This is a genomic window from Nonomuraea sp. NPDC049649 (assembly GCF_040675175.1).
In the GTDB taxonomy this organism is placed as follows: domain Bacteria; phylum Actinomycetota; class Actinomycetes; order Streptosporangiales; family Streptosporangiaceae; genus Nonomuraea.
On the sequence record NZ_JBFAOH010000017.1, the window covers coordinates 110,374 to 132,073 of the forward strand.

18 protein-coding genes and 1 pseudogene are annotated in these 21,700 nt (G+C 71.8%); 11 read left to right on the forward strand and 8 right to left on the reverse strand.

All coding sequences use genetic code 11. The annotated features are described in order from the left end of the window. Together AB0J42_RS22085 and AB0J42_RS22090 are read right to left on the reverse strand one after the other, a co-directional pair. Complete coding sequence (locus AB0J42_RS22085) at nucleotides 1–1,782, reverse strand: ABC transporter ATP-binding protein (protein WP_364297205.1); 1,782 nt, start codon at nucleotides 1,780–1,782, stop codon at nucleotides 1–3. A gap of 113 nt (nucleotides 1,783–1,895) precedes the next feature. Next, entirely contained in the window at nucleotides 1,896–3,584 is a 1,689-nt protein-coding gene (locus tag AB0J42_RS22090; RefSeq protein ID WP_364297207.1) for an ABC transporter ATP-binding protein, read from the reverse strand. 145 nt (nucleotides 3,585–3,729) lie between these two features. On the opposite strand from AB0J42_RS22090, the gene AB0J42_RS22095 reads away from it, so the two are divergent. From AB0J42_RS22095 to AB0J42_RS22110, 4 genes are all read left to right on the forward strand, one after another. Beyond that, entirely contained in the window at nucleotides 3,730–4,350 is a 621-nt protein-coding gene (locus tag AB0J42_RS22095; protein ID WP_364297209.1) for a phosphotransferase, read from the forward strand. A gap of 56 nt (nucleotides 4,351–4,406) precedes the next feature. After that, on the forward strand, nucleotides 4,407–7,118 hold the full coding sequence (locus AB0J42_RS22100; RefSeq protein ID WP_364297211.1) for an AAA family ATPase: 2,712 nt from the start codon (nucleotides 4,407–4,409) through the stop codon (nucleotides 7,116–7,118). Nucleotides 7,119–7,202: 84 nt separating this feature from the next. After that, nucleotides 7,203–8,072, forward strand: a complete 870-nt coding sequence (locus tag AB0J42_RS22105) for an alpha/beta hydrolase (RefSeq protein WP_364297213.1) — start codon at nucleotides 7,203–7,205, stop codon at nucleotides 8,070–8,072. 198 nt (nucleotides 8,073–8,270) lie between these two features. After that, a complete protein-coding gene (locus tag AB0J42_RS22110) occupies nucleotides 8,271–9,143 on the forward strand; it encodes a LysR family transcriptional regulator (RefSeq protein WP_364297215.1) in 873 nt (290 codons plus the stop codon). A gap of 3 nt (nucleotides 9,144–9,146) precedes the next feature. Here AB0J42_RS22110 and AB0J42_RS22115 read toward each other — a convergent pair whose 3' ends face one another. Continuing rightward, nucleotides 9,147–9,890 carry an SDR family oxidoreductase gene (locus AB0J42_RS22115; protein WP_364297217.1) on the reverse strand — a complete coding sequence of 248 codons (744 nt, stop codon included), beginning with the start codon at nucleotides 9,888–9,890 and terminating at the stop codon, nucleotides 9,147–9,149. A gap of 21 nt (nucleotides 9,891–9,911) precedes the next feature. Further along, complete coding sequence (locus AB0J42_RS22120) at nucleotides 9,912–10,658, reverse strand: oxidoreductase (RefSeq protein ID WP_364297219.1); 747 nt, start codon at nucleotides 10,656–10,658, stop codon at nucleotides 9,912–9,914. 164 nt (nucleotides 10,659–10,822) lie between these two features. Here AB0J42_RS22120 and AB0J42_RS22125 point away from each other — a divergent pair, with 164 nt between their 5' ends. Further along, nucleotides 10,823–11,764: an aminoglycoside phosphotransferase family protein gene (locus tag AB0J42_RS22125; RefSeq protein WP_364297221.1), complete on the forward strand. Its 942-nt coding sequence runs from the start codon at nucleotides 10,823–10,825 to the stop codon at nucleotides 11,762–11,764. On the opposite strand, the gene AB0J42_RS22130 is transcribed toward AB0J42_RS22125, so the two are convergent. Then, nucleotides 11,754–12,527, reverse strand: a complete 774-nt coding sequence (locus AB0J42_RS22130; RefSeq protein ID WP_364297223.1) for an alpha/beta fold hydrolase — start codon at nucleotides 12,525–12,527, stop codon at nucleotides 11,754–11,756. The genes AB0J42_RS22125 and AB0J42_RS22130 overlap by 11 nt on opposite strands. A gap of 212 nt (nucleotides 12,528–12,739) precedes the next feature. Between AB0J42_RS22130 and AB0J42_RS22135 the strand changes: the two genes are divergently transcribed. After that, a complete protein-coding gene (locus AB0J42_RS22135; RefSeq protein ID WP_364297225.1) occupies nucleotides 12,740–13,024 on the forward strand; it encodes a hypothetical protein in 285 nt (94 codons plus the stop codon). A 456-nt stretch (nucleotides 13,025–13,480) separates the two neighbouring features. On the opposite strand, the gene AB0J42_RS22140 is transcribed toward AB0J42_RS22135, so the two are convergent. Genes AB0J42_RS22140 through AB0J42_RS22150 form a run of 3 tightly spaced genes read right to left on the reverse strand, consistent with a single transcriptional unit; the run spans nucleotide 13,481 to nucleotide 16,826 of the window. Beyond that, the gene (locus AB0J42_RS22140; protein WP_364297227.1) at nucleotides 13,481–14,221 is read right to left on the reverse strand and encodes a succinate dehydrogenase/fumarate reductase iron-sulfur subunit; all 741 of its coding nucleotides are present in this window, start codon (nucleotides 14,219–14,221) and stop codon (nucleotides 13,481–13,483) included. Next, a complete protein-coding gene (locus tag AB0J42_RS22145) occupies nucleotides 14,218–16,143 on the reverse strand; it encodes a fumarate reductase/succinate dehydrogenase flavoprotein subunit (RefSeq protein WP_364297228.1) in 1,926 nt (641 codons plus the stop codon). Before AB0J42_RS22145 ends, AB0J42_RS22140 begins: the two co-directional genes overlap by 4 nt. Then, the gene (locus tag AB0J42_RS22150) at nucleotides 16,140–16,826 is read right to left on the reverse strand and encodes a succinate dehydrogenase cytochrome b subunit (RefSeq protein WP_364297230.1); all 687 of its coding nucleotides are present in this window, start codon (nucleotides 16,824–16,826) and stop codon (nucleotides 16,140–16,142) included. Before AB0J42_RS22150 ends, AB0J42_RS22145 begins: the two co-directional genes overlap by 4 nt. A 207-nt stretch (nucleotides 16,827–17,033) precedes the next feature. Here AB0J42_RS22150 and AB0J42_RS22155 point away from each other — a divergent pair, with 207 nt between their 5' ends. From AB0J42_RS22155 to AB0J42_RS22175, 5 genes and pseudogenes are all read left to right on the forward strand, one after another. Further along, nucleotides 17,034–17,963, forward strand: a complete 930-nt coding sequence (locus AB0J42_RS22155; protein ID WP_364297256.1) for a LysR family transcriptional regulator — start codon at nucleotides 17,034–17,036, stop codon at nucleotides 17,961–17,963. A gap of 31 nt (nucleotides 17,964–17,994) precedes the next feature. Beyond that, nucleotides 17,995–19,122 (forward strand): SpoIIE family protein phosphatase, encoded by a 1,128-nt coding sequence (locus AB0J42_RS22160; RefSeq protein ID WP_364297232.1) that lies wholly within the window; start codon nucleotides 17,995–17,997, stop codon nucleotides 19,120–19,122. Further along, a complete protein-coding gene (locus AB0J42_RS22165; RefSeq protein ID WP_364297234.1) occupies nucleotides 19,119–20,264 on the forward strand; it encodes an ATP-binding protein in 1,146 nt (381 codons plus the stop codon). The genes AB0J42_RS22160 and AB0J42_RS22165 overlap by 4 nt, the downstream gene beginning before the upstream one ends. After that, nucleotides 20,257–20,705 (forward strand): annotated as a pseudogene (locus AB0J42_RS22170) (response regulator). Before AB0J42_RS22165 ends, AB0J42_RS22170 begins: the two are co-directional and overlap by 8 nt. A gap of 191 nt (nucleotides 20,706–20,896) precedes the next feature. Next, the gene (locus tag AB0J42_RS22175; RefSeq protein WP_364297236.1) at nucleotides 20,897–21,685 is read left to right on the forward strand and encodes a hypothetical protein; all 789 of its coding nucleotides are present in this window, start codon (nucleotides 20,897–20,899) and stop codon (nucleotides 21,683–21,685) included. Nucleotides 21,686–21,700: the final 15 nt, after the last annotated feature.

Below are 21,700 nucleotides of genomic sequence, written 5' to 3' on the forward strand. Positions count from 1 at the left end.
TCAGGCGGGGGCGGCGGCTTCGATGGAGGCGTCGTCGGAGCTCGGCGAGCCGTGCCAGCTCCGCCAGAGGGCGGCGTAGGAGCCGCCCGCGGCCACCAGCTCGTCGTGGGAGCCCAGCTCGGTGATCCGCCCGTCCTCCACCACCGCCACCCGGTCGGCGTCGTGCGCGGTGTAGAGGCGGTGCGCGATCGCGATGACCGTCCGGCCGTCGAGCACCGCCGCCAGTGAGCGTTCCAGGTTCCTGGCGGCGCGCGGGTCGATGAGCGACGTCGCCTCGTCCAGCACGAGCGTGTGCGGGTCGGCCAGGACGAGCCGGGCCAGCGCGAGCTGCTGCGCGTGCGCGGGCGAGATCGCCGTGCCGCCCGAGCCGACGTCCGTGTCCAGCCCCTCGGGCAGGGCGAGCACCCACTCCAGGGCGTCCACGGCGGCGAGCGCGTCGCGGATCGCCGCGTCGTCCGCGCCGGGCCGGGCGATCAGCAGGTTGTCGCGGAGCGTGCCCTTGAACACGTGGTGCTCCTGGGTGACCAGCGCGACGTGCCCGCGCAGCTCGTCCAGCGGCAGCTCCACCAGCGGCACACCGCCCACGGCGACCGTGCCGGTGCGGGGGCCGTGGATGCCGGCGAGCAGCCTGCCGAGCGTCGACTTGCCCGCGCCCGACGGCCCCACCATGGCCAGCCGCTCGCCGGGCCGCACGGTGAGCGACACGTCATGCAGCACGTCGCGGCCCTCCCGGTAGGCGTAGCGCACCTCGTCGGCGTGGAGCAGCTCGCCGGCGGGCCGGGCGCCGCCGGGCTCGCGGTCGTCGGGCACGTTCGCGACGCCGAGCAGCCGCGCCATGCCCGCGCCGCCCACCTGGAGCTCGTCGATCCACATGAGGAACCGGTCGAGCGGGTCGACCAGCTGCTGGGCGTAGAGCGCCGCGGAGGTGACCTGCGCCAGCGTCACCCACCCGGCGTCGTAGAGCAGCCCGCCGACCAGCAGCGTGGCGACGAGCGGCACCACGTAGCCCAGCTCGACCGACGGGAACCAGACCGTGCGCAGCCGTAGCGTGTAGCGTTCGGCGGCGTACGAGCCGGCGATGTCGCGGTCGGCCCGCTCGCGCCGCCGCTCCTGGAGGCCGAGCGCCTCGGCGGCCCTGGCCCCCTCGACGGTCTCGGCCAGCCCCTCGGTCATCTCCGCGTAGGCGGCGTTCTCGCGCAGGTAGCCGTCCCTGGCCCGGCGCAGATACCAGCGGGTGGAGAAGAACAGCAGCGGCGCCGACACCAGCATCGGCAGGATGAGCAGCGGGCTGACCAGCACGATCGCGCCCACGGTGATCACGAACGTGACGACCGCGATCAGGGTCTCCGGAACCGCGTGCCGCACCGTACGCGACAACGAGTCGACGTCGCGCGAGGTACGGGTGAGCAGGTCGCCCGAGCCGGCCCGTTCCACGGTCGACAGCGGCAGGGCCAGCACCCGTTCCACGAACTCCTCGCGGAGCTCGGCCAGCACCTTCTCGCCCAGCTTGGCCGACGCGAGCACCGCGTACCTGACCAGCACGCCCTGGAGCAGCAGGAACCCGGCGACCCCGGCGGCGAACAGCACCACGTTCACCGCGGCGCCGTTCTCGACGTCCTCCACCAGCCTGCCGAGCTGCCACGGCACCACCAGTCCGGCGACGGCGGCGAGCGCGTGCAGGGCGAGGGCGGCGGCCAGCCCCCGCGGGTACTTCAGCGTCAGCCGCCGCGCGTAGGCGCGCACCTGCTTCCGGTCCGCGACCGGAAGAATCTCACGGGCCATCCCGTCACCCCTCCCCCTTCGAACTCACTGCCCCGTCCCCCTCCGCCGCTCGCGTCAGAGGTCCCCTGGGCGACCGTGTCCGCGTACGGCAGGCGGGTCACACCGCCCCGGCGTCACGTCTCTCCCCGGGTGACCGTGGCCGCGTAGGGCAGGCAGGTGGTCAGGAGGTCGCGGTGGGTGCCCTCGGCGCGGACCCGGCCGTCCTCGACGTAGATCACGTGATCCGTACGGTCGAGCACCAGCGGGCTCGTGGTGCAGACCAGCGTGGTGCGTCCGGCCCGCGCGGCCGCCAGCCGTTCGGCGATGCGGGCCTCGGTGTGGGCGTCGACGGCGCTGGTCGGCTCGACGAGGATGAGCACCTCGGGGTCCGCCAGCAGCGCCCGGGCGAGCCGGAGCCGCTGCTGCTGGCCGCCGGAGAACTCCCGCCCCGCCTCCGCCACCCAGGCGTCGAGCCCGTCGGGCAGCGCCTCCACGATGTCCTCGGCGCTCGCCGTGCGGAGGGCCTGCCGGATCCGCTCGGGGGTGGCGGTGCCGCGCACGTCGAGCTCGTCGCGGAGGGGCCCGGTGAACAGGCGGGCGCCGTTGTCGGCGACGAGGATGCGCTCCCGTACCTCCTCCAGAGGCAGCGACGCCAGGTCGGCGGAGCCGAAGGTGACGTCGCCCGCGGTGTAGCGGCCCAGCCGGTCGGCGATCGCGATGGCGTCCTCCGGCCGGGCCGCGGCGAGCGCGGTGAGAGAGCCGGGCTGCAGGGTGACGCCGCTGTAGCAGTCGCGCAGCACGCCGCCCGCGGTGCTGCCCGTGCCGCCGGTCACCTCCGGCTCGATCGACAGGATGCGCACCACCCGGCGGGCGGCCACGTGTCCCTTGGTCAGCCGGTCGGCCATCTCGGTGAGCGTCCGCATCGGCGCGATCAGGAAGACCGCGTACGCGTAGAAGGTGACGAGCTGGCCGACGGTGATGCGGTCGTCGACCGCGAAGGCGGCGCCGACGCTGGTGACGAGCGCGATGAGCAGGCCGGGCAGCACGATCTGGGAGCCTTCGAGCAGCGACTCCACCCGGGCCACGCCGACGCCCGCGTGGCGGGCCCGCTGCGACTCCTCGCGGTAGCGGTCGGCGAAGACCTGCTCGCCGCCGATGCCGCGGAGCACCCGCAGGCCGGCCACGATGTCGGCGGACCTGGTGGCCAGGTCGCCGGTGAGGTCGCGCTGGCGTTTCTGCCGCCGGTGCAGGGGACGCAGCAGCGGCCCGACCGCCGCCGTCATCACGGGCACGCCGATCAGCACCATGAGCCCGAGTACGGGTGAGGTGGCGATGAGGATCACCGTGACGGCGGCGATGGCCACGACGGAGCCGACGCCGCGCAGCAGGATGTCCATGGAGCCGCCGATGTGCGCGATGTCGGAGTTGCCGACGCTGACGACCTCACCGGTGGACAGCCGCTTGGACAGGGTGGCGCCGAGCCGGGCCGCCTGCCGGGTGGTGAGCTGGACGGTGCGGTAGGCGGCGGCCAGCCAGTTGTAGACGGCGAACCGGTGACGCATGATCCCGGTGAACGCCTGCACCAGCCCGAGCCCCAGCAGGATGGCGGACCAGGCGAGCAGGGCGTCGGTGTCCTTCAGCCGGAGCGCGTCGATGCCTTTGCCGAGCACGGCCGGCACCAGCGCCTGCGCGAGCCACCAGGTGGTGGCGAAGGCGATGCCGGCCAGCAGGGCGCCGCTCTGCCGCCGCGCGTTCCACCACAGGTAGCGCAGGGGGCTGCGGATGTCGGGCACGCCCGGGTCGGCGTCGGGGAGGGTTCGCATGGCCTGTCAACAGTGGCAAAGTCACCGGTTGATCGGCAATCGATTTATCCCTCAGCGTGTCGATCACCCGACGTTTCGTACAAGTTGGGCAAGTCTGGGCGCGCCCGCTCACGCCCGCCCCAGGAGTAGGCCACAATCGTCTCTCGTGGAGCACGGGTACACCAACAGCACGGTCGGAGACGGCGCTCTCGTCGTCAAGTGCTACCAGGGGCCCGACGCGGCCGTCCGGCTCCGGACGGAGGCGCGGTTCCTGCGGCGGCTGCGCAGACGGCTGCCGGTGCCGAAGCTCCACTCCGTGACCGACACGAGCCTGAGCATGCACTACGTCCCGGGCGTCCACGGCCAGGACCTGCTCGACGAGGGCCACCCGGTCGAGGTGCTCGCCGAGTGCGGGCGGGCGCTGGCCAAGCTCCACCGGATGGGGTTCGTGCACGGCGACTACGGGCCGCAGAACATGCTGTTCGACCCCGGCACGTTCCGCGCGGTCGCGATCCTCGACTGGGAGTGGGCGCATCCCGGCCGTCCGGTGGAGGATCTGGCGTGGTGCGAGTGGATCGTGCGCGCCCACCATCCGGAGCACGTGCCTCACCTGCGTCACTTCTTCGAGGCGTACGGGGGGCCCGTGCCGTCGTGGGAGGAGCGGCACACCACGATGCTGGCGCGCTGCCGCGACCTGCTGGAGTTCGCCGGGCGGCGGGAGCCGGGCGGGGAGGGCGAGAAGCTCTGGCGGCAGCGGATCGACGACACCGCCGCCTGGGTGGCCTGAGTCCCCTTTACAGCCGGACCCTTTCCCGTTTGACAAACCCGAGTCACACTCGGGTCATGTTGGAGAGGTTGCATGGCCGCGCCGCCGAACTGGAGGCTGTGCGGCTGCTGTTCGACGCCGCGCGGGCGGGCGACGGCGGATCACTGGTGCTGGCGGGGCCGCCGGGGATCGGCAAGACCGCCCTGCTCGGGCGGGCCGGTTCCCTGGCGGACGGGTTCACCGTCCTGCGTGCGCGCGGGGTGGCCCAGGAGGCGCGACTGCCCGCGTCCGGGCTGCACGCGCTGCTGCGGCCGGTGGCGGGGCCGGCCCGGTCGCCGGTGCTGGCGCGGACGCTGCTGGGCGCCGCCGAGGGCGGGATGGCGCTGCACGCGGCGGTGCTGGAGTTCCTGGCCGGGCTGGCGGCGGCGGAGCCGGTGCTGGTGTGCGTGGACGATTTCCATCTGCTCGACGACGTCAGCAGGGACGCGCTCTGCTTCGCCGCCCGCCGGCTCGCGGGCGAGCGGATCGCGATGCTGCTGACCGTGCGGGACGCATCCGGGCTGCCGGACGACCTGCCCGTACGGGTGCTGGAAGGGCTGGATCCCGCCGCGTGCCGGGCGCTGGCCGGAGACCTCCCCGGCGAGCTCCGCACCTGCCTGGCACGGCTGGCCGGGGGCAACCCGCTGGCCTGGCGCGAACTCCTCGCCTCCCTCACGGCCGAACAGCTCGCCGGGCTGGCCGCCCCGCCCACCGCCCTCCCGCCGGACGGCCGCCTGCACCGCGCCCACGCCGGACGCCTGGCCGGGCTCCCGGAGAACACCCGCTTCCTCCTCCTGCTCCTCGCCCTCGACCCGGGCCTGAACGCCGAAACCCTCCGATGCCCGCTTCACGTCCTCCCGGGTTCGGACAGAGCTGTCCGCCCGGAGCCGGCCGTCTGCCTCGACTCCCCCGCCGATGTCCTGGCCCCCGCCGTACGCGCGGGGCTGATCAGGTCGGAGGGCGGGCCGTACAGGTTCGCGGACGAGATCGTACGGGCCGTCACGCGCGCCGAGGCGCCGCTCGCGCACCGGCGGGCGGCGCACCGGCTGCTCGCCCGGCTGCTGGACGGCGACCGGCACCGGCTCGCCCGCGCCTGGCACCGGGCCCACGCCGCCGACGGGCCCGCCGATCGGCTCGCCGCCGAGCTGGCCGCCGCCGCGTCCGAAACCGGCGCACGCGGGTATCCGGGCCGGTCCGCCGCGTACGAGTACGCCGCCGAGCTGACCGGTGACGCGGAGAGCAGGGCGGAGTGGCTGGCCGCGGCGGCCCGGCACGCCTGGCTGTCCGGTGACCTGCCCAGGGCCAGGTGGCTGCTCGCCCAGCCGGGGCACCCGCCGGAGGGCCGGGCCGAGGTCCTGCACGCGCAGCTGGAGCTGCTGAGCGGGCACGCCGACAGCGCGCGGGACATGCTGCTGACCGCCGCCTCCTGCCTGGTGCGGCGTGACCGGATCGGCGGCGCCAAGGCTCTGCTGCAGGCGGCCGAGGCCAGCTACCTGACCGGCGACATCCGTACTTTTCATGCCATCGCCGGTCAGGTCGCGCTGCTGCGCCGTCCCGACGACTGCGCGGACGTACAGCTCATGTTCGAGTACGTGCAGGGGATCGCCGCGACGTTCAGCGGCGACCACACCGCCGCCGCCGGGCCGCTGCGGCGGGTGGTGCGGCTGGCCCCTGCCGTGAGCAGCCCGGTCGCGCTGATGTGGGCGTGCGTGGCGGGCCTGCTGCTGGGCGAGGACGCGACCGCGCTGGAGCTGTCGGCGCGCGCCGTCGACACCGCGCGCCGCCGGGGCGCGATCACCCTGGTGCCGCAGCTGCTGGAGTCGGTGGTGCAGGCGCACTTCTGGCTGGGCCGCTACTCGTCTGTGGCCGAGTACGCCGCGGAGGGGCTCCGGCTGGCCGAGGCGTCCGGCCAGCCCAACGCCGCCGCCCGGCACCTGGCCTGGCTGGCGCACGCCGACGCGGTCAAGGGCGACGCCGGTGCCTGCCGGGACCGCGCCCACCGCGCGCTCGACCTGGCCGAGTCGCACGGCCTGGGCATCGCCGGCGCCCTCGGCACCTGGGCGCTGGCCCACCTCGACCTGGCCGCGGGCCGGCTCGCCGACTCCGCCGCCCGGCTGCGCGGCCACCGCGACAACGAGCACGTCGTCGTACGGGTCATGGCGAGCCCGCACTTCATCGAGGCCGCGGCGGGCATCGGCGACGACCGGCGCGCGGCGGCGGCGCTGCGGGTGCTGGAACGGTGGGCGGGCAGCACGAGCAGCCCGGACCGGCGCGCGCTCGTCGCGCGCTGCCGGGCCCTGATCGCCGCGCCCGGCGAGTCCGGCGAGCACTTCCAGGACGCGCTGGAGCTGCACCGGCGGGGCGCCTGCCGGTTCGAGACGGCGCGCACCCAGTTCCTGTACGGGACGGCGCTGCGCAGGGAACGCCGGCCGGCCGCCGCGCGGGAGCACCTGAACGGCGCGCTGGAGACGTTCGAACGGCTGGGGGCGTCGCTGTGGAGCGAGCGGGCCCGCGCCGAACTGCGCGCGGCGGGCGAGACCGTGCCCCGCCAGGCGCCCGGCGGCGGCCCGGAGGAGCTGCTGACGCCGCAGCAGCTGCGCATCGCCCGGCTGGTGGCGGAGGGCGCGACGAACCGGGAGGTGGCCGCCCGGCTCTTCCTCAGCCCGCGCACCGTCGACCATCACCTGCGCAACGTGTTCGCCCGGCTGGGCGTGCGCTCCCGGGTGGAACTGACGCGGCTGCTGATGTGACACCGGCGATTCACGCGATGCGGGGACGGGCCGCCGCGTCGAACAATGGCGGCGTCCCCACCCCCCACAGATGGAGTCGCCGACGTGCATCCCCGCAACGCGATCGCCAGACTCGCCGTGGCCGCGGCCCTTGCCTGCGCCACCCTCACCCTCGCCCAGCCCGCGCACGCCGCCGGCCCCTACGAACGCGGCCCGGACCCGACGGACGCTCTCCTGGAGGCGAGCCGCGGCCCGTTCAGCACCTCGGAGGAGAGAGTGTCCTCGCTGGTGCGCGGGTTCGGCGGCGGCCGCGTCTACTACCCGGACGACACCAGCCAGGGCACCTTCGGCGCGATCGCCATCTCGCCCGGATACACCGCCTCCTGGTCGACCCTGGACTGGCTCGGCCCGCGGCTCGCCTCGCACGGGTTCGTGGTCATCGGCATCGAGACCAACACCCGCTACGACCAGCCGTCCAGCCGCGGCCGTCAGCTCCTCGCCGCGCTCGACTGGCTGGTGGAGGACAGCTCCTTGGCCGTACGACGCCGCATCGACCCCAGCAGGCTGGCGGTGGCCGGCCACTCCATGGGCGGCGGCGGCAGCCTCGAAGCGGCCGACGACCGCCCCAGCCTCCAGGCGGCCATCCCGATCGCGCCCTGGAACCTGACCAAGAACTGGTCGGGCGTCCGCGTACCCACAATGATCATCGGTGGCGAGAGCGACTCGATCGCCCCCGTCGCCACCCACGCGGAGCGGTTCTACGAGAGCATCCCGGCCTCGTCGGAGAAGGCCTACCTGGAGCTGAACAACGCCAGCCACTTCTTCCCGCAGATCACCAACACCACGATGGCCAAGTCCATGGTCGCCTGGCTGAAGCGGTGGGTGGACGACGACCTGCGCTACGACCAGTTCCTCTGCCCGGCTCCCCAGGGCCTCGCCATCGAGGAGTACCGCGACACCTGCCCGCACTCCTGACCCCCTGACGGCGGCCTCCCTCCTTGACGGCGGGAGGCCGCTACTCGCCTGTGCACAGCCGCCCCAGGTCGACCAGCTCGACGTCCCTCCCCGGCGCTCCACCAGGTGAGCGCGACACCGACAACCGATCATGCGGGATCAGAAGGGGCTCTTCGCGCTGTTACAGCGGTGACGCCCTACCGGGAAGGACGGGATCCGATGAGCCTTCGTCAGTTCGAGTACGCCCTGGCCGTGGCCGAGGAGGGATCGGTGACGGCGGCGGCGGAGCTGCTGCGCGTGGCTCAGCCGTCGGTGTCGCAGCAGATCCGCGGTCTGGAGCGGGATCTCGGGGTGCGGCTGTTCGAGCGTACGCCGACCGGGCTGGTGCCCACGGCGGTCGGCCGGGCGTTCCTGCGGGAGGCCGAGGTGGCGGTGAGCGCGTCGCGGCGGGCGAGGGCGACGGCGCGGGCCGGCGCCGATGACGTGGTGGGTGAGCTGGTGGTGGCGGCGCAGATGGGGTTCGGCGCGCGGCAGCTGCCGGGGGCGCTGGGTGCGCTGCGGGGGCGCTTTCCGGGGCTGGAGGTGACCGTTTTCGAGGAGCCGAGCGCTGTCGAGCTGGATCGGCTGTGTCGCCGGGGTGCGCTGGGGTTGGCGCTGATGGGGCGGTGTGAAAGGTCTCCCGCCGACGCCCATCACCTCGGGGACGAGGAGTTCGTCGTGGTGCTGGGCACCGGGCATCGGCGGCTCGCCGCGGACCGGGTGGAGCTGCGTGATCTGGCTGGGGAGCCGTGGGTGCGGTTCGACCGGGACAGCGTCCTCGATCATGTGCTGCAGAGGGTTCTGGAGGACAACGGGCTGTCTCCGGTCACGGTGGCGCGGGTGTCCCAGACGGCGGCGGCCGTGCGGTGGGCCGTGCAGGGGCTGGGGGTGACGCTCGTTCCGGCCTCGGCGGTGCCGCAGGAGTACGAGCACCTGGCCCGTCCGGTGTCTCCCGCGGTGTCCCACCCTGTCATCGCCGTCGTCCGGGCGGGGGCGGGCCCGGCGGAGGCGGCGCTGCTCGACCTGCTGCGGGAGGAGGACTGGCTCGCGTGACGGTCAGAGCTGGCTGGCGCCGCCGTCCACGGCCAGCTCGGCGCCGGTGGTGTACGTGGCCTCGAAGGCGAGGAACGCGGCCGCCCTCGCCACCTCCTCGGGCGTGCCGAAGCGCCGCATGGGGTTGACCGCGACCCGCTCGGCCTTGAACTCGGCGGCGGCCTCCGCGCTCATCGTGTTCTCCAGGATGCCGGTGTCGATGGGGCCGGGGCTGACCGCGTTGACCCGGATGCCGCGCGGCAGCAGTTCGCGGGAGAAGCTGCGGGCCATCGAGCGCACCGCCGCCTTGCCGGCCGCGTAGACGCTGGTGTCGAGCATGCCGATGACGTTCGCGATCGAGGTGACGAGGACGACGCCGGCGCCCGGGCTCAGCAGCGGGGCGAGCTTCTGCACGGTGTAGTGGGCGCCCTTGACGTTGATCGCGAACAGTTCGTCGTAGGTCTCCTCGGTGGTCGTTTCGAAGGGCGTGGTGGGGGCGATGCCAGCGTTGACGAACAGGGCCTCGACCGTGCCCAGCTCGTTTTTCACCCGGTCGGCGAGGGCGTCCAGGTCGGCCATCGAGGCCACGTCGCCCCGGACGGCCAGCACGTTCCCGCCGAGCCGGTTCCGGGCGGCGTCGAGGGTGTCCTGGGAACGGCCGGTTATCACCACGCGGGCTCCGCCGTCCGCCAGCAGTTTCGCCATCGCGAATCCGATGCCGCTGCCACCGCCCGTGATGACGACATTTTTGTCGCCGTATTCTTTCATCGAAATTCTTCTTTCTCTGGGTCAAAACCTGGGGTATTCGCCACCGTCGACGACGAGATTGCTGCCGGTGATCCAGCTCGCCCGTTCCGATACGAGGAACAGCACGGCGTCGGCGATGTCGTCGGGCAGTCCGTCGCGCCCCAGCGGCACGCTCGCCTTGACCTGATCGTCCCCGTGCATGCGCGCCCACGCGTCCCGCGTCGCCACGCCGCCGGGGGTTTCCACCCTGCCGGGGGTCAGGGTGTTGACCCGGACGCCGAACGGGGCCAGCTCCAGGGCCAGGCCGCGGCTGTAGTTCTCCAGCGCCGCCTTCGCCGCCGTGTAGTGCAGGAACGGCCCGATCGGGGTGGCAACGGCGGCCGACGAGATGTGCACGATCACGCCGTGGCCCCGTTCCCGCATCCCTCCGGCCAGCAGCGCGTCCAGCCGCACGGACGCCAGGTAGTTCAGCTCCAGCGCGTTCTGCCACTCCTCGCCGGGGATCGCCCAGCTGCTGTCGTGCGGTCGCGCCCCACCGGCGCTGTGCACCAGGATGTCCACCCCGCCGAGGGTCTTCCGCGCGGCGTCGGCGATCGCCTCCGCCCCGGCCCTTGTCCGCACGTCCGCCGCGACGAAGGAGGCACCCTCCGGGACCGTGCTCGCCTCTGACCTGGCGGTCGCGAGCACGTCCGCGCCTTCGTCGAGGAGCTGACGGACGACGGCCGCGCCGATTCCGCGCGTGCCGCCCGTTACCAGAGCCCGCTTTCCCGCGAATTCTTTCGTGGTCATGCGACCGTTCCTTTCTCCCGAAAATGGCCGAGCTCTTGCACGGTACGCTGAGGAAAGGACGGAGAACAAAGAGGAAATAACAGCGGGAGGCATAGGCGATTCCTATAGCCATTCCCTGCTCGCGGTAGCGTGTCGCCGTTGCTCGCAGAGAAAGGACAGCCCCCTTGGCGGACAGGTCGATCGCGCTGCCGGAGACGGTGCTGCTGAAGGCCGCCCACCTGGGCGGCGAAGGGGCCCGGTGGCTGGCCGAGCTGCCGGGGCGGATCGCCGAGCTGGAGCGGCGCTGGGCGATCAGCGCGGGGCCGCCGCTGGCGGGCGGCACCGCCGCGTACGTGTCACGCGTGCGGCGCGCCGATGGCGGGAGCGCCGTGCTCAAGATCCCGCTTCCCGGGCCCGAGGCGTACGACCAGATCCGGACCCTCTCGGCCGCCGGGGGACGCGGGTACGTGCGCCTGTTCGCCTACGACCTCGACCGCCCCGCCATGCTCCAGGAAACCCTCGGCCCGTCGATGGAGGATCTCGCCCCGGAGGACGCCATCAGGACGCTCTGCCGTACGCTCCGCGCGGCGTGGACCGTACCGCCGCCTGCCGGCGCGCGCCCGTTCGACAAGGCGGGGCAGCTCGCCGAGCTGATCCACCGCCTGTGGACGAAGCACCCCGCCGCCGTCTCCGAACGGGCCGTCACCCGCGCCCTGCGCTTCGCCGAGCGGCGCGCAGCCGTCTCCCCCGAGCCGGTCGTCGTCCACGGCGACCCGCACCCCGGCAACGCCCTCCGCGTACCCCGGCCCAGGGCGGGGGCGGAGTCGGGGTTCGTCTTCATCGACCCGGACGGCTTCCTCGCCGACCCGGCCTACGACCTGGGCGTCGTGCTGCGCGACTGGTGCCCGGAACTCCTCGCGGCCGGCGACCCCGCCGGTCTCGCCCGGCGGTACTGCCGCCTGCTGGCCGACGGGAGCGGGCTGGACGAGACGGCGATCTGGGAGTGGGGGTTCGTCGAGCGCGTCTCCAGCGGCCTGTATCTGCTGGACATGGGGGCGGCCGACCTCGCGAGGCCGTTCCTGGAGACCGCGGAACTGCTCCAGGGCGGGCGGACCTCTACCGGGTGAAGAACTCGCTCAGGACAGGTGCGACCCGCCCCGCGTCGGCCACGTGCCCGGTCCCCTCGATCGTGCGGCGCTCCCTGTGCGGGAGGACGGCCGCGAGCGCGTCGGCCGCCTCGTCGAAGAACCCCGGCAGCCCGCCGAGACCGCCGCCCGTCAGCACCAGCACCGGCTGCCCGATCTCGGCGAGCCGTTTCGGCGGCGGCCCGTCCCCGAGGCAGGCGGCGTCATAGGCCAGCGTGTGCGCCATGCCCAGCAGCGCGGGCCACACCGGCGCGCCCCGCGCCCCCGCGATCTCCTCGTCGGACGACCCCGCGAGCCGCATGAACAGCTCCAGCGCCGCGTCCCGGTCATCCCGCCCGAGCGCCTCGCCGAGCCGGGCCACGTACTCGCGCCAGGCGGCCACCATGCCCTCGCCGACGAGGTACGGGACCTCGTACACGGCCACCTTCCCCGCGGCCACCCCGAGAGCCGCGGCCTCCAGGGCCAGTGCCCCGCCCGAAGAGACCCCGTACAGGAAGGCCGGCCCTCCGACTTCGGTCACCAGCGCGTCCAGGTCCTCGACCTCGCGCCGCACCGCGTACGGGGGCGTGTCGCCGCTCTCGCCCCGGCCGCGCCGCGCGTAGTTGACGACCGTGAACTTGCGGGCCAGCTCGCGGGCCAGCGGGGCGTTCTCCGTCCCGTCGTCCAGCCCGCCGCCGACCAGGATGACGGGCGGGCCCTCGCCGATCCGCTCGTACGCGATGGGCGTGCCATCCTTGGAGACCACGCGGCCCCTCACGACAGCTGGGCCGATGCTGTGAATCCGACAGTATGTTCGATCATCGTCCCAGTATGCCCGGCGAGGCCGGCGCCGATAACCCCTTGCTCGGGGTCTCAGAGAAAAAAGGGGACCGTTTCCGGTGTCGAAGCGGTCCGGTGAAAAGCCGACCTTCTCGTCACGGGCTGATCGTCCTGGACTCCTTCAGGTAATCTCGCGCGGTGACGGAAAGCGCCGAGAAGATGCTGGCTGAGGTACTTCCCTGGCTCACCTGGCTCCCCGAGACGGAACGCTGCGACTGCGTCGACGAACTGCTCGACCCCATGCCGGCCGGAGCCGACACGGGTGAACTGCTGCCGTTCGGGCGCGCGCTCGCCTCCTCGCGATCGACGGCCGTGGTGTGGAGCGACCCGCAGCTGGCCCGTGAGCTCCAGGGCCCCTTCCCCGGTGACGGCCTCGACGTTCCCGCCCCGGAGGGAAGGCGTAATGGCGGGTCGTGGAGATGACGTCCCACGACCCTGCGGTTTCAGCGACCGGCGCGCCGCCGAGGGATGGCAGGACCCTCTCTCAGGCTCCCGAGAATCTCGGCCGAGGCTGGGTCACCATCACCAGCGACCCACGCCGACATCCTCTGAAGGGCGCGCTGGGAACAGTCAAAGTGGGAAGCGCCTCACTGGAGCAATGGCAGCACCAAGCCTGGTAGGCGATCGACGACGAGCAGCGCACGCTCTGGATCACTCGTGCGGGAACAGGGCACCCGAAGCAGACCGATTCGAGACGTCGCCGCTCGGACTATGCGGCTCCGCCCCTGCGAATAACGCCTGGATCCACCGGTCAACGTGGCGCGATGGCGCCGGAGGCGCTGGAAAGAAGAACGTCTGAGCTGCCCGGCGCGGAGCGCCTCTGGGCGAAGCCCATTGAAAAGGGGCCGCTCCGGGTAACGAAGCGGCCCCTGGTGAAGACTACTTGGCGTTCGCCTTGAGGTAGTCGCTGTTCATCTGCGCGATCGTGTCCAGCGGGATGCCCTTGGGGCAGACGGCCGTGCACTCGCCGGTGTTGGTGCAGCCGCCGAAGCCTTCGGCGTCCATCTGGTCCACCATGGCCTTGGCGCGCGAGAGGCGTTCGGGCTGGCCCTGCGGGAGCAGGCTGAGGTGGGTGATCTTGGCGGCGGTGAAGAGGGACGCCGACCCGTTGGGGCAGGCCGCCACGCAGGCGCCGCAGCCGATGCAGGTGGCGGCGTCGAAGGCGGCGTCGGCGTCCTCCTTGCGGACGGGCACGCTGTGCGCGTCCGGGGCGGAGCCGGCAGGGACGGAGATGAAGCCGCCGGCCTGGATGATGCGGTCGAAGGCGCTCCGGTCGACGACCAGGTCCTTGATCACGGGGAACGGCGCGGCCCGCCACGGTTCGATGGTGATGGTGGCGCCGTCCTCGAAGTGGCGCATGTGGAGCTGGCAGGTGGTGGTGGCCACCTGTTCGCCGTGCGCGACTCCGTTGATGACCATGCCGCACATGCCGCAGATGCCTTCGCGGCAGTCGTGGTCGAAGGCGATCGGGTCGTCGCCTTCGAGGATGAGCCGCTCGTTGAGCACATCCAGCATTTCCAGGAAGGACATGTCGGGCGAAACATCCTCCACCCGATATGTCACCATGCGTCCGCGGTCCTTGGGGCCGCTCTGACGCCAGACCTTCAGGGTCAGGTTCACTTGTAGCTCCGCTGGCTCATCTTGACGTACTCGTACTCGAGCGGCTCCTTGTGCAGGATCGGCGTGCCGTCGGGCGAGTACTCCCACGCCGAGACGTGGGCGAAGTTGTCGTCGTCCCGCAGCGCCTCGCCGTCGGCGTCCTGCGACTCGGCCCGGAAGTGACCGCCGCACGACTCGCTGCGCACCAGGGCGTCCAGGCACATGAGCTCGGCCAGGTCGAAGAAGTCGGCCACCCGGCCGGCCCGCTCCAGCACCTGGTTCAGCTCCTCGGCGGTGCCGGTGACCTTGACGTTCTCCCAGAACTCCTCGCGCAGCTCGGGGATGCGCTCCAGGGCCTTGCGCAGCGACTCCTCGGTGCGCTCCATGCCGCAGTAGTCCCACATGAGCTTGCCCAGCTCGCGGTGGAAGGAGTCGGGGGTCCGGTTGCCGTTGACGGACAGCAGCCGGTCGATCTTCGTGCGCACCTTCAGCTCGGCCGCCGCGACGGCCTCCTCGTCGACGTCCCCGAACGGCCCGTCCGCCAGGTAGTCGCCGATCGTGGTGGGCAGCACGAAGTAGCCGTCGGCCAGGCCCTGCATCAGCGCGGAGGCGCCGAGCCGGTTGGCGCCGTGGTCGGAGAAGTTCGCCTCACCGATCACGAACAGGCCGGGGATGGTCGACTGCAGGTCGTAGTCCACCCACAGCCCGCCCATCGTGTAGTGGACGGCCGGGTAGATGCGCATCGGGACCTCGTACGGGTTCTCGCCCGTGATGCGCTCGTACATCTCGAACAGGTTGCCGTACTTCTTCTCCACGGCCTCCCGGCCGAGCCGGTTGATGGCGTCGCGGAAGTCGAGGTAGACGCCCAGGCCGCCGGGTCCGACGCCGCGGCCCTCGTCGCAGACGTTCTTGGCGGCGCGGGAGGCGATGTCGCGCGGGACCAGGTTGCCGAAGGCGGGGTAGATCCGCTCCAGGTAGTAGTCGCGCTCGTTGTCCGGGATGTCGCCGGGCGCGCGGGTGTCGTTCTTGCGCAGCGGCACCCAGACGCGGCCGTCGTTGCGCAGCGACTCGGACATGAGCGTGAGCTTCGACTGGTGATCGCCGGAGACCGGGATGCAGGTCGGGTGGATCTGCGTGTAGCAGGGGTTGGCGAAGTAGGCGCCGCGCTCGTGGGCGCGCCAGATGGCGGTGGTGTTGCAGCCCTTGGCGTTCGTGGACAGGTAGAACACGTTGCCGTAGCCGCCGGTGGCGAGGACCACGGCGTCGGCGAAGTGCCGCTCGATCTCGCCGGTCACCATGTCGCGGACGATGATGCCGCGCGCCCGCCCGTCGGAGACGATCAGGTCGAGCATCTCGTGGCGGGCGTGCATCTCCACGTTCCCGGCCGCGATCTGCCGCTCCAGGGCCTGGTACGCGCCGAGCAGGAGCTGCTGGCCCGTCTGGCCGCGGGCGTAGAAGGTACGGGAGACCTGGGCGCCGCCGAAGGACCGGGTGTCGAGCAGGCCGCCGTACTCCCGGGCGAACGGCACGCCCTGGGCCACGGCCTGGTCGATGATGTTCACCGAGACCTCGGCCAGCCGGTAGACGTTCGACTCGCGGGCGCGGAAGTCGCCGCCCTTCACCGTGTCGTAGAACAGGCGGTAGATGGAGTCGCCGTCGCCGCGGTAGTTCTTGGCGGCGTTGATGCCGCCCTGGGCGGCGATGGAGTGGGCGCGCCGGGGCGAGTCCTGGTAGCAGAACGACTTGACGTTGTAGCCGAGTTCGCCGAGCGTCGCGGCGGCCGAGCCGCCGGCCAGGCCGGTGCCCACGACGATGACGGTGAGCTTGCGCTTGTTGGCCGGGTTCACCAGGCGGGCGCTGAACTTGCGCTTCTCCCACCGCTCCTCGATGGGACCGGCCGGGGCCTTGGTGTCGCGGATCTCCGCGCCTTCGACGTAGTTCACTGGATCACTCCGAACGTGATGGCGAGCGGCGGCGCGAGGAAGCCGATGACCAGGACGGCGGCGACGAGCGCGGCGATCCCGTTCAGCGCCTTGTTCCGGTTGCGGTTGGCCACGCCGAGGGTCTGGAAGGCGCTCCAGATGCCGTGCCGCAGGTGCAGGCCGACCATGACGACGGCGACGATGTACAGGAGCGTCACGTACCACCGGGACGGGTCGAAGCCGGCGATCATCCGGTCGGCGGGCGTGGAGGCGAAGCCCTCGGGGTTCACCACGCCGAAGGTCAGGTCGAGCAGGTGCCAGACCAGGAAGAGCGCGATCGTGATGCCGCCGAACCGCATGATGTGCGTCGCGTACCCTTTGGCCCGCGACTTCTTCTTCGCCGCGTACTTCACCGGCCGGGCGGCGGCGGCGCGGCGGGACAGGGAGATCGCGGCCCACATGTGGAGGACCACCGAGACGACGAGGACGATCTCGACGAGGGTGAGCAGGCTCCGGTACGGGGCGAGCGGCTCCAGCAGGGTCCGCAGCGCGTGCGCGTACTCGTTGAAGGAGTCGCGGCCCGCGAATATCTTGAGGTTGCCGATCATATGGCCGACGAGGAAGAGCACCATCACGGCACCGGTGACCGCCATGATGGCCTTCTTGCCGTTGGAAGAGGCGAGGAAGCCGCCAGTCCTCTTCACGCGGGACTTGTCTTCACCCGTTGGGGGGCTGACGGGCGCGGTGGCGGCGCCGCGCTCTATCGTGGCTGTCACATCCATCGAAGCTAGGTGACCTGCGATGATCCGTCCAAGTCATGATTGGCCTGGTTTCGATAGCCGTTGGCTATTGTGTCTGGTTTGTACGGCATAAGCACGTTCATCGAGCTGGGCGGGTGCGAGGAAAATCACATGCAGTTCCAGCAGTTGGCGTACTTCGTCGCAGTAGCGGAGACCAGGCATTTCACCCACGCGGCCGAGCGGATGCGGGTCGCCCAGCCCACCCTCAGCAAGCAGATCAAGGCCCTGGAGAACGAGCTCGGCGCCCCGCTGCTCTCCCGGGCGCGCGGCAACGTCACGCTGACCCCGGCTGGCGAGACGCTGCTGCCCCTGGCCCGCCGGATGCTGGCCGACGCCGACACCGCCCGGCAGGAGATCGCCGAGCTGGCCGGGCTGCGCCGGGGCCGGCTGCGGCTGGGCGCGACGCCCTCCCTCTGCGCGGGGCTCATGGCCGACGCGCTGGCCCGCTTCCATCACGCGTACCCGGGGATCGGCCTGCTGGTCGAGGAGGGCGGCTCGCGCGACCTGGTGCGCGCACTGGCGCGCGGCCAGCTCGACATGTCGCTGATCATCATGCCGCTGCAGCACGACGACCCGTCGCTGACGACAGAGGAGATCCTGCGCGAGAACCTGGTCGTCGCCACGCCCGCCGCCGAGCGCCCGCGCCGGCCGTACCTGCGGATCGACGAGCTGCGCGGCAGGCCGATGGTGATGTTCAGGAGCGGCTACGACCTGCGCGACGCGACGCTGACGGCGTGCCGGCAGGCCGGGTTCGAGCCCCGGTTCGCGGTCGAGGGCGGCGAGATGGACGCGGTGCTCCGGTTCGTCGAGGCGGGGCTGGGCATGGCCGTGGTGCCGTCGATGGTGCTCGACGGGCGGCCGGGGCTGGCCGGCACGCCGCTCGCGCCGCCCGGGCTCTACCGGACGATCGCGCTGGCCCACCGCAAGGACGTGGAGCCCATACGGGCCGCCCAGGCGTTCCGGGCGACACTCCTCTCCTACGTGATCGAAGCCGGGCAGGAAGGCACCCTTCCGCAAGGGGTCGAGCTCATCGCAGAATGAGCAGCACAGGCTCATCTCCGGAAGGCTGTGTGTGACGGCGACTCTGAACGAAACGCTGACGCTGCTCCTGGTCGAGGACGACGCAGGGGACGCGTTCCTCGTGGAGGAGCTGCTGAAACAGGCCGAGGCGCCGCCCCGGATCACCTGGGTGCGCACCCTGGACGAGACGAAGGCCAGGCTCGGCCCCGAGATCCAGTGCGTGCTCGTCGACCTGTCGCTGCCCGACGCGACCGGCCTGGAAGCCCTGGAACACGTCATCCACCTGGCCCCGCACGCCGCCGTGCTGGTGCTGACCGGGCTGCGCGACGCCCACGTCGGCGTCGCGGCGGTGCAGGCGGGAGCCCAGGACTACCTGGTCAAGCAGGACGTCGACGCCCGCCTGCTGGCCCGGGCCATCCGCTACGCGATGGAGCGCAAGCGCGCCGACCTGGCCCAGCGCAGGCTGGTCGAGGCGGAGCTGACCGCCAAGGAGAACGCCCGCCTGGAGAACGGCCTGCTCCCCGTGCCGCTGCTGCGCAACCGCGGGCTGCGCCACTCCACCCGCTACCTGCCCGGCTCCGGAGGCCGGCTGGCGGGCGACTTCCTGGACACGGTGCAGACGCCCGACGGCTCGATCCACGTGGTGGTCGGCGACGTGTGCGGCCACGGCCCCGACGAGGCCGCGCTCGGGGTGGCGCTGCGCATCGCCTGGCGCGCGCTCGTCCTGGCCGGTCAGTCGGGCGACCTGCTCCTCCATACGCTCGACACGCTGCTGAGAGCAGAGCGGAAGGCCCCGGAGATCTTCACCACGCTCTGCATGACCACGATCGCGCCCGACCTGGGCAGCGCGCAGATGCGGGTGGTCGGCCACCCGCCCCCGGTGCTGGTGCGCGACGGGCATGTCCAGCTCGTCGAGAGCGCGCCGTCCGGGCCGCCGCTCGGCATCTTCCCGGACGCCCAGTGGACGGTGCTGGACGTGCCGCTGGGCGAGCGCTGGTCGATGATGCTCTACACCGACGGGCTGATCGAGGCCGCGGTGGGCGGCGAGATGCTCGGCGTGGACGGGCTCGTCGACCTGGTACGGCTGCACGGCACCATCGACATCGACCGGCTCATCGGCGACGTCGGGACACTCAACGACGACCTGGCGGCCGTGGTCGTGGGCAGGGGCGAGACATGAGCATCCATCCGCTGCCCCCGGCCAAGCAGCCGACCGGCGTCGGCCGGGTGCCGATCGCCCGCTGGTTCGTCTTCGCCGGGGCGGCCACCGCGCTGGCGTTCCTGGCCGGCGTGGTGCTCATCATGCTGATGATCGCCCGGGTCCGCGAGCTGGACCCCAAGCCCGAGGTCGCGGCCCAGATCAGCAGGCTCAACATCGCGCTCGTGGTGCTGTTCGTGGTGATCCTCTGCGCGGGCGTGGCGCTGGCGTTCATCGTCCGCTTCACCGTGCTCGACCCCATCGCCCGGCTGACCGAGCAGGTGCGCACGGTCGCGGGCGGCGACTTCGACCACCGGCTCGGCGTGGAGCGGCCCGCGGAGCTGGCCGAGCTGTCGAGCCACATCGACTCGATGCGCCGGCGCATCCTGTACGCCTGGCGCACCGCCTCCGACCAGGCCGACGAGCTGCGCCGGTCCAACAGCGAGCTGGAGCAGTTCGCGTACGTGGCCAGCCACGACTTACAGGAGCCGCTGCGGAAGGTGGCGAGCTTCACCCAGATGCTGGAGCAGCGGTACGAGAGCGAGCTCGACGACCGGGGCAGGCAGTACATCCACTTCGCGGTCGACGGCGCCAAGCGCATGCAGCTGCTCATCAGCGACCTGCTCGACTTCTCGCGCGTGGGCCGGGTGGGCGGCGAGAAGACGCCGATGGACAGCGGCGTGGCGGTCCGCGCGGCCCTGGACAACCTGTCGGCGGCGATCGAGGACGCGGGCGCCACCGTCACCACCGGCGAGCTGCCCCGCGTGATCGGCAGCACCTCCCAGCTCACCCAGCTCTTCCAGAACCTCATCGAGAACGCGGTCAAGTTCCGCGGCGAGGAGCCGCCGCACGTCCGCGTCGAGGCGGTACGGAGGGGCGACATGTGGGAGTTCAGCTGCGCCGACAACGGCATAGGCGTGGACCCCAAGTACGCCGACCGGATCTTCCTGATCTTCCAGCGCCTGCACCCGCGTGACGTGTACGCGGGGACCGGCATCGGCCTGGCCCTCTGCCGGAAGATCGTCGACTACCACGGCGGCCGGCTCTGGCTCGACGGCGACTCCGAGGGCCGCGGCACCACCTTCCGCTGGACGCTGCCCGCGGCCGGGGACGACGATGCCTGAGGGGCGGCCCACCGAGGTGCTCCTGGTCGAGGACGACCAGGGCGACGTGGTGCTCACCCGGGAGGCGTTCGCGCTCAACCGGCTCCGCAACCGCCTGCACGTGGTGGGCGACGGCGAGCAGGCGATGGCGTTCCTGCGCCGGCAGGGCCCCTACGCCGACACGCCCAGGCCGGATCTGGTGCTGCTGGACCTCAACCTGCCCAGAATGAGCGGGATGGAAGTGCTGCGGGAGGTGAAGGCGGACCCCGTACTGCGGCTGATCCCGGTGGTGGTTCTGACGACGTCGGAGGCGGAGGAGGACATCGCCCGCAGTATTGCCTCCAGGCCAATGCCTACGTAGCTAAACCGGTGGATTTTGGGCAATTCATAAGGGTTGTCCGTCAAATCGATAACTTTTTCGTGACTGTGGTGAAGTTGCCTTACCAGGGACAGCGGCCCTGACCGGAGACGTGACAGGAATCACAGGGTGAGCAGGAGAAAGTGAGTGACCGTCCTCACAAATCCGGATGCGCTCGTCGTAACGTATGCCACACCAACTTGCGCGCCCGCGCGGCACAGTCACCGCCGATCGCGCCTAGAGAACGACCCGGACCCCAGGCGTGCGGGGTCCGCGGGAGGTGGAGAGGTCCGCGATGACCCAGACGACGCCCGAATCCCCGGTGAGAAAGCAGCGTGCCCAAATCAGGGTACGCACCCTGCGCACCGACCGATGGTGGCTCACCCCGCTGCTCGTGTTCCTCGGGCTCAGCTCATTTCTTATCTACGGTGTGTGGGCGATCCTCGACACCAGCAACTTCGTCGAACCCTATATCGCCCCCTTCGCCGCCCCGTGTCTGACCACCCAGGAGGTCTGTGAGGGCGCGAGGCTCTTCGGCTGGGCGCCCGTCGGCGACTGGTACGCGCTCCCGCCGGGGCTGCTGATCCTCGGCCTGCCGGGCGGGTTCCGGCTCACGTGCTACTACTACCGCAAGTCCTACTACCGCTCGTTCTGGCTGTCGCCGGCCGCGTGCGCGGTGCAGGAGCCGCACGGGAAGTACACCGGTGAGACCCGCTTCCCGCTGATCATGCAGAACATCCACCGCTACTTCTTCTACTTCGCTCTGCTGATCGGCGCCATCCTCACCTACGACGCGATCCTGGCCGTCGTGCACAAGCCGATCGGCCTCGGCAGCTGGATCCTGATGGCCAACGCCGTGCTCATCCTCGGCTACACGCTCGGCTGCCACTCCTGCCGTCACATCATGGCGGGCCGGCTCAACCACTTCTCCCGGCACCCGCTCCGCTACCGGGCCTGGACCTTCGTCTCCAAGCTCAACGCCAAGCACCAGCAGTGGGCGTGGGCCTCGATGTTCTCCGTCATGGGCGCCGACCTCTACGTCCGCCTGGTGGCCAAGGGCATCATCGCCTTCCCGTTCGCGTAAGGATCATCTCAAGTG

Excerpts from the sequence above, each read along its gene's own strand:
- AB0J42_RS22100 (WP_364297211.1), top strand. The coding sequence starts at position 4,407 with ATGTTGGAGAGGTTGCATGGCCGCGCCGCCGAACTGGAGGCTGTGCGG.
- AB0J42_RS22115 (WP_364297217.1), bottom strand. The coding sequence starts at position 9,890 with ATGAAAGAATACGGCGACAAAAATGTCGTCATCACGGGCGGTGGCAGC.
- AB0J42_RS22085 (WP_364297205.1), bottom strand. The coding sequence starts at position 1,782 with ATGGCCCGTGAGATTCTTCCGGTCGCGGACCGGAAGCAGGTGCGCGCC.
- AB0J42_RS22120 (WP_364297219.1), bottom strand. The coding sequence starts at position 10,658 with ATGACCACGAAAGAATTCGCGGGAAAGCGGGCTCTGGTAACGGGCGGC.
- AB0J42_RS22175 (WP_364297236.1), top strand. The coding sequence starts at position 20,897 with ATGACCCAGACGACGCCCGAATCCCCGGTGAGAAAGCAGCGTGCCCAA.
- AB0J42_RS22090 (WP_364297207.1), bottom strand. The coding sequence starts at position 3,584 with ATGCGAACCCTCCCCGACGCCGACCCGGGCGTGCCCGACATCCGCAGC.
- AB0J42_RS22155 (WP_364297256.1), top strand. The coding sequence starts at position 17,034 with ATGCAGTTCCAGCAGTTGGCGTACTTCGTCGCAGTAGCGGAGACCAGG.
- AB0J42_RS22110 (WP_364297215.1), top strand. The coding sequence starts at position 8,271 with ATGAGCCTTCGTCAGTTCGAGTACGCCCTGGCCGTGGCCGAGGAGGGA.
- AB0J42_RS22165 (WP_364297234.1), top strand. The coding sequence starts at position 19,119 with ATGAGCATCCATCCGCTGCCCCCGGCCAAGCAGCCGACCGGCGTCGGC.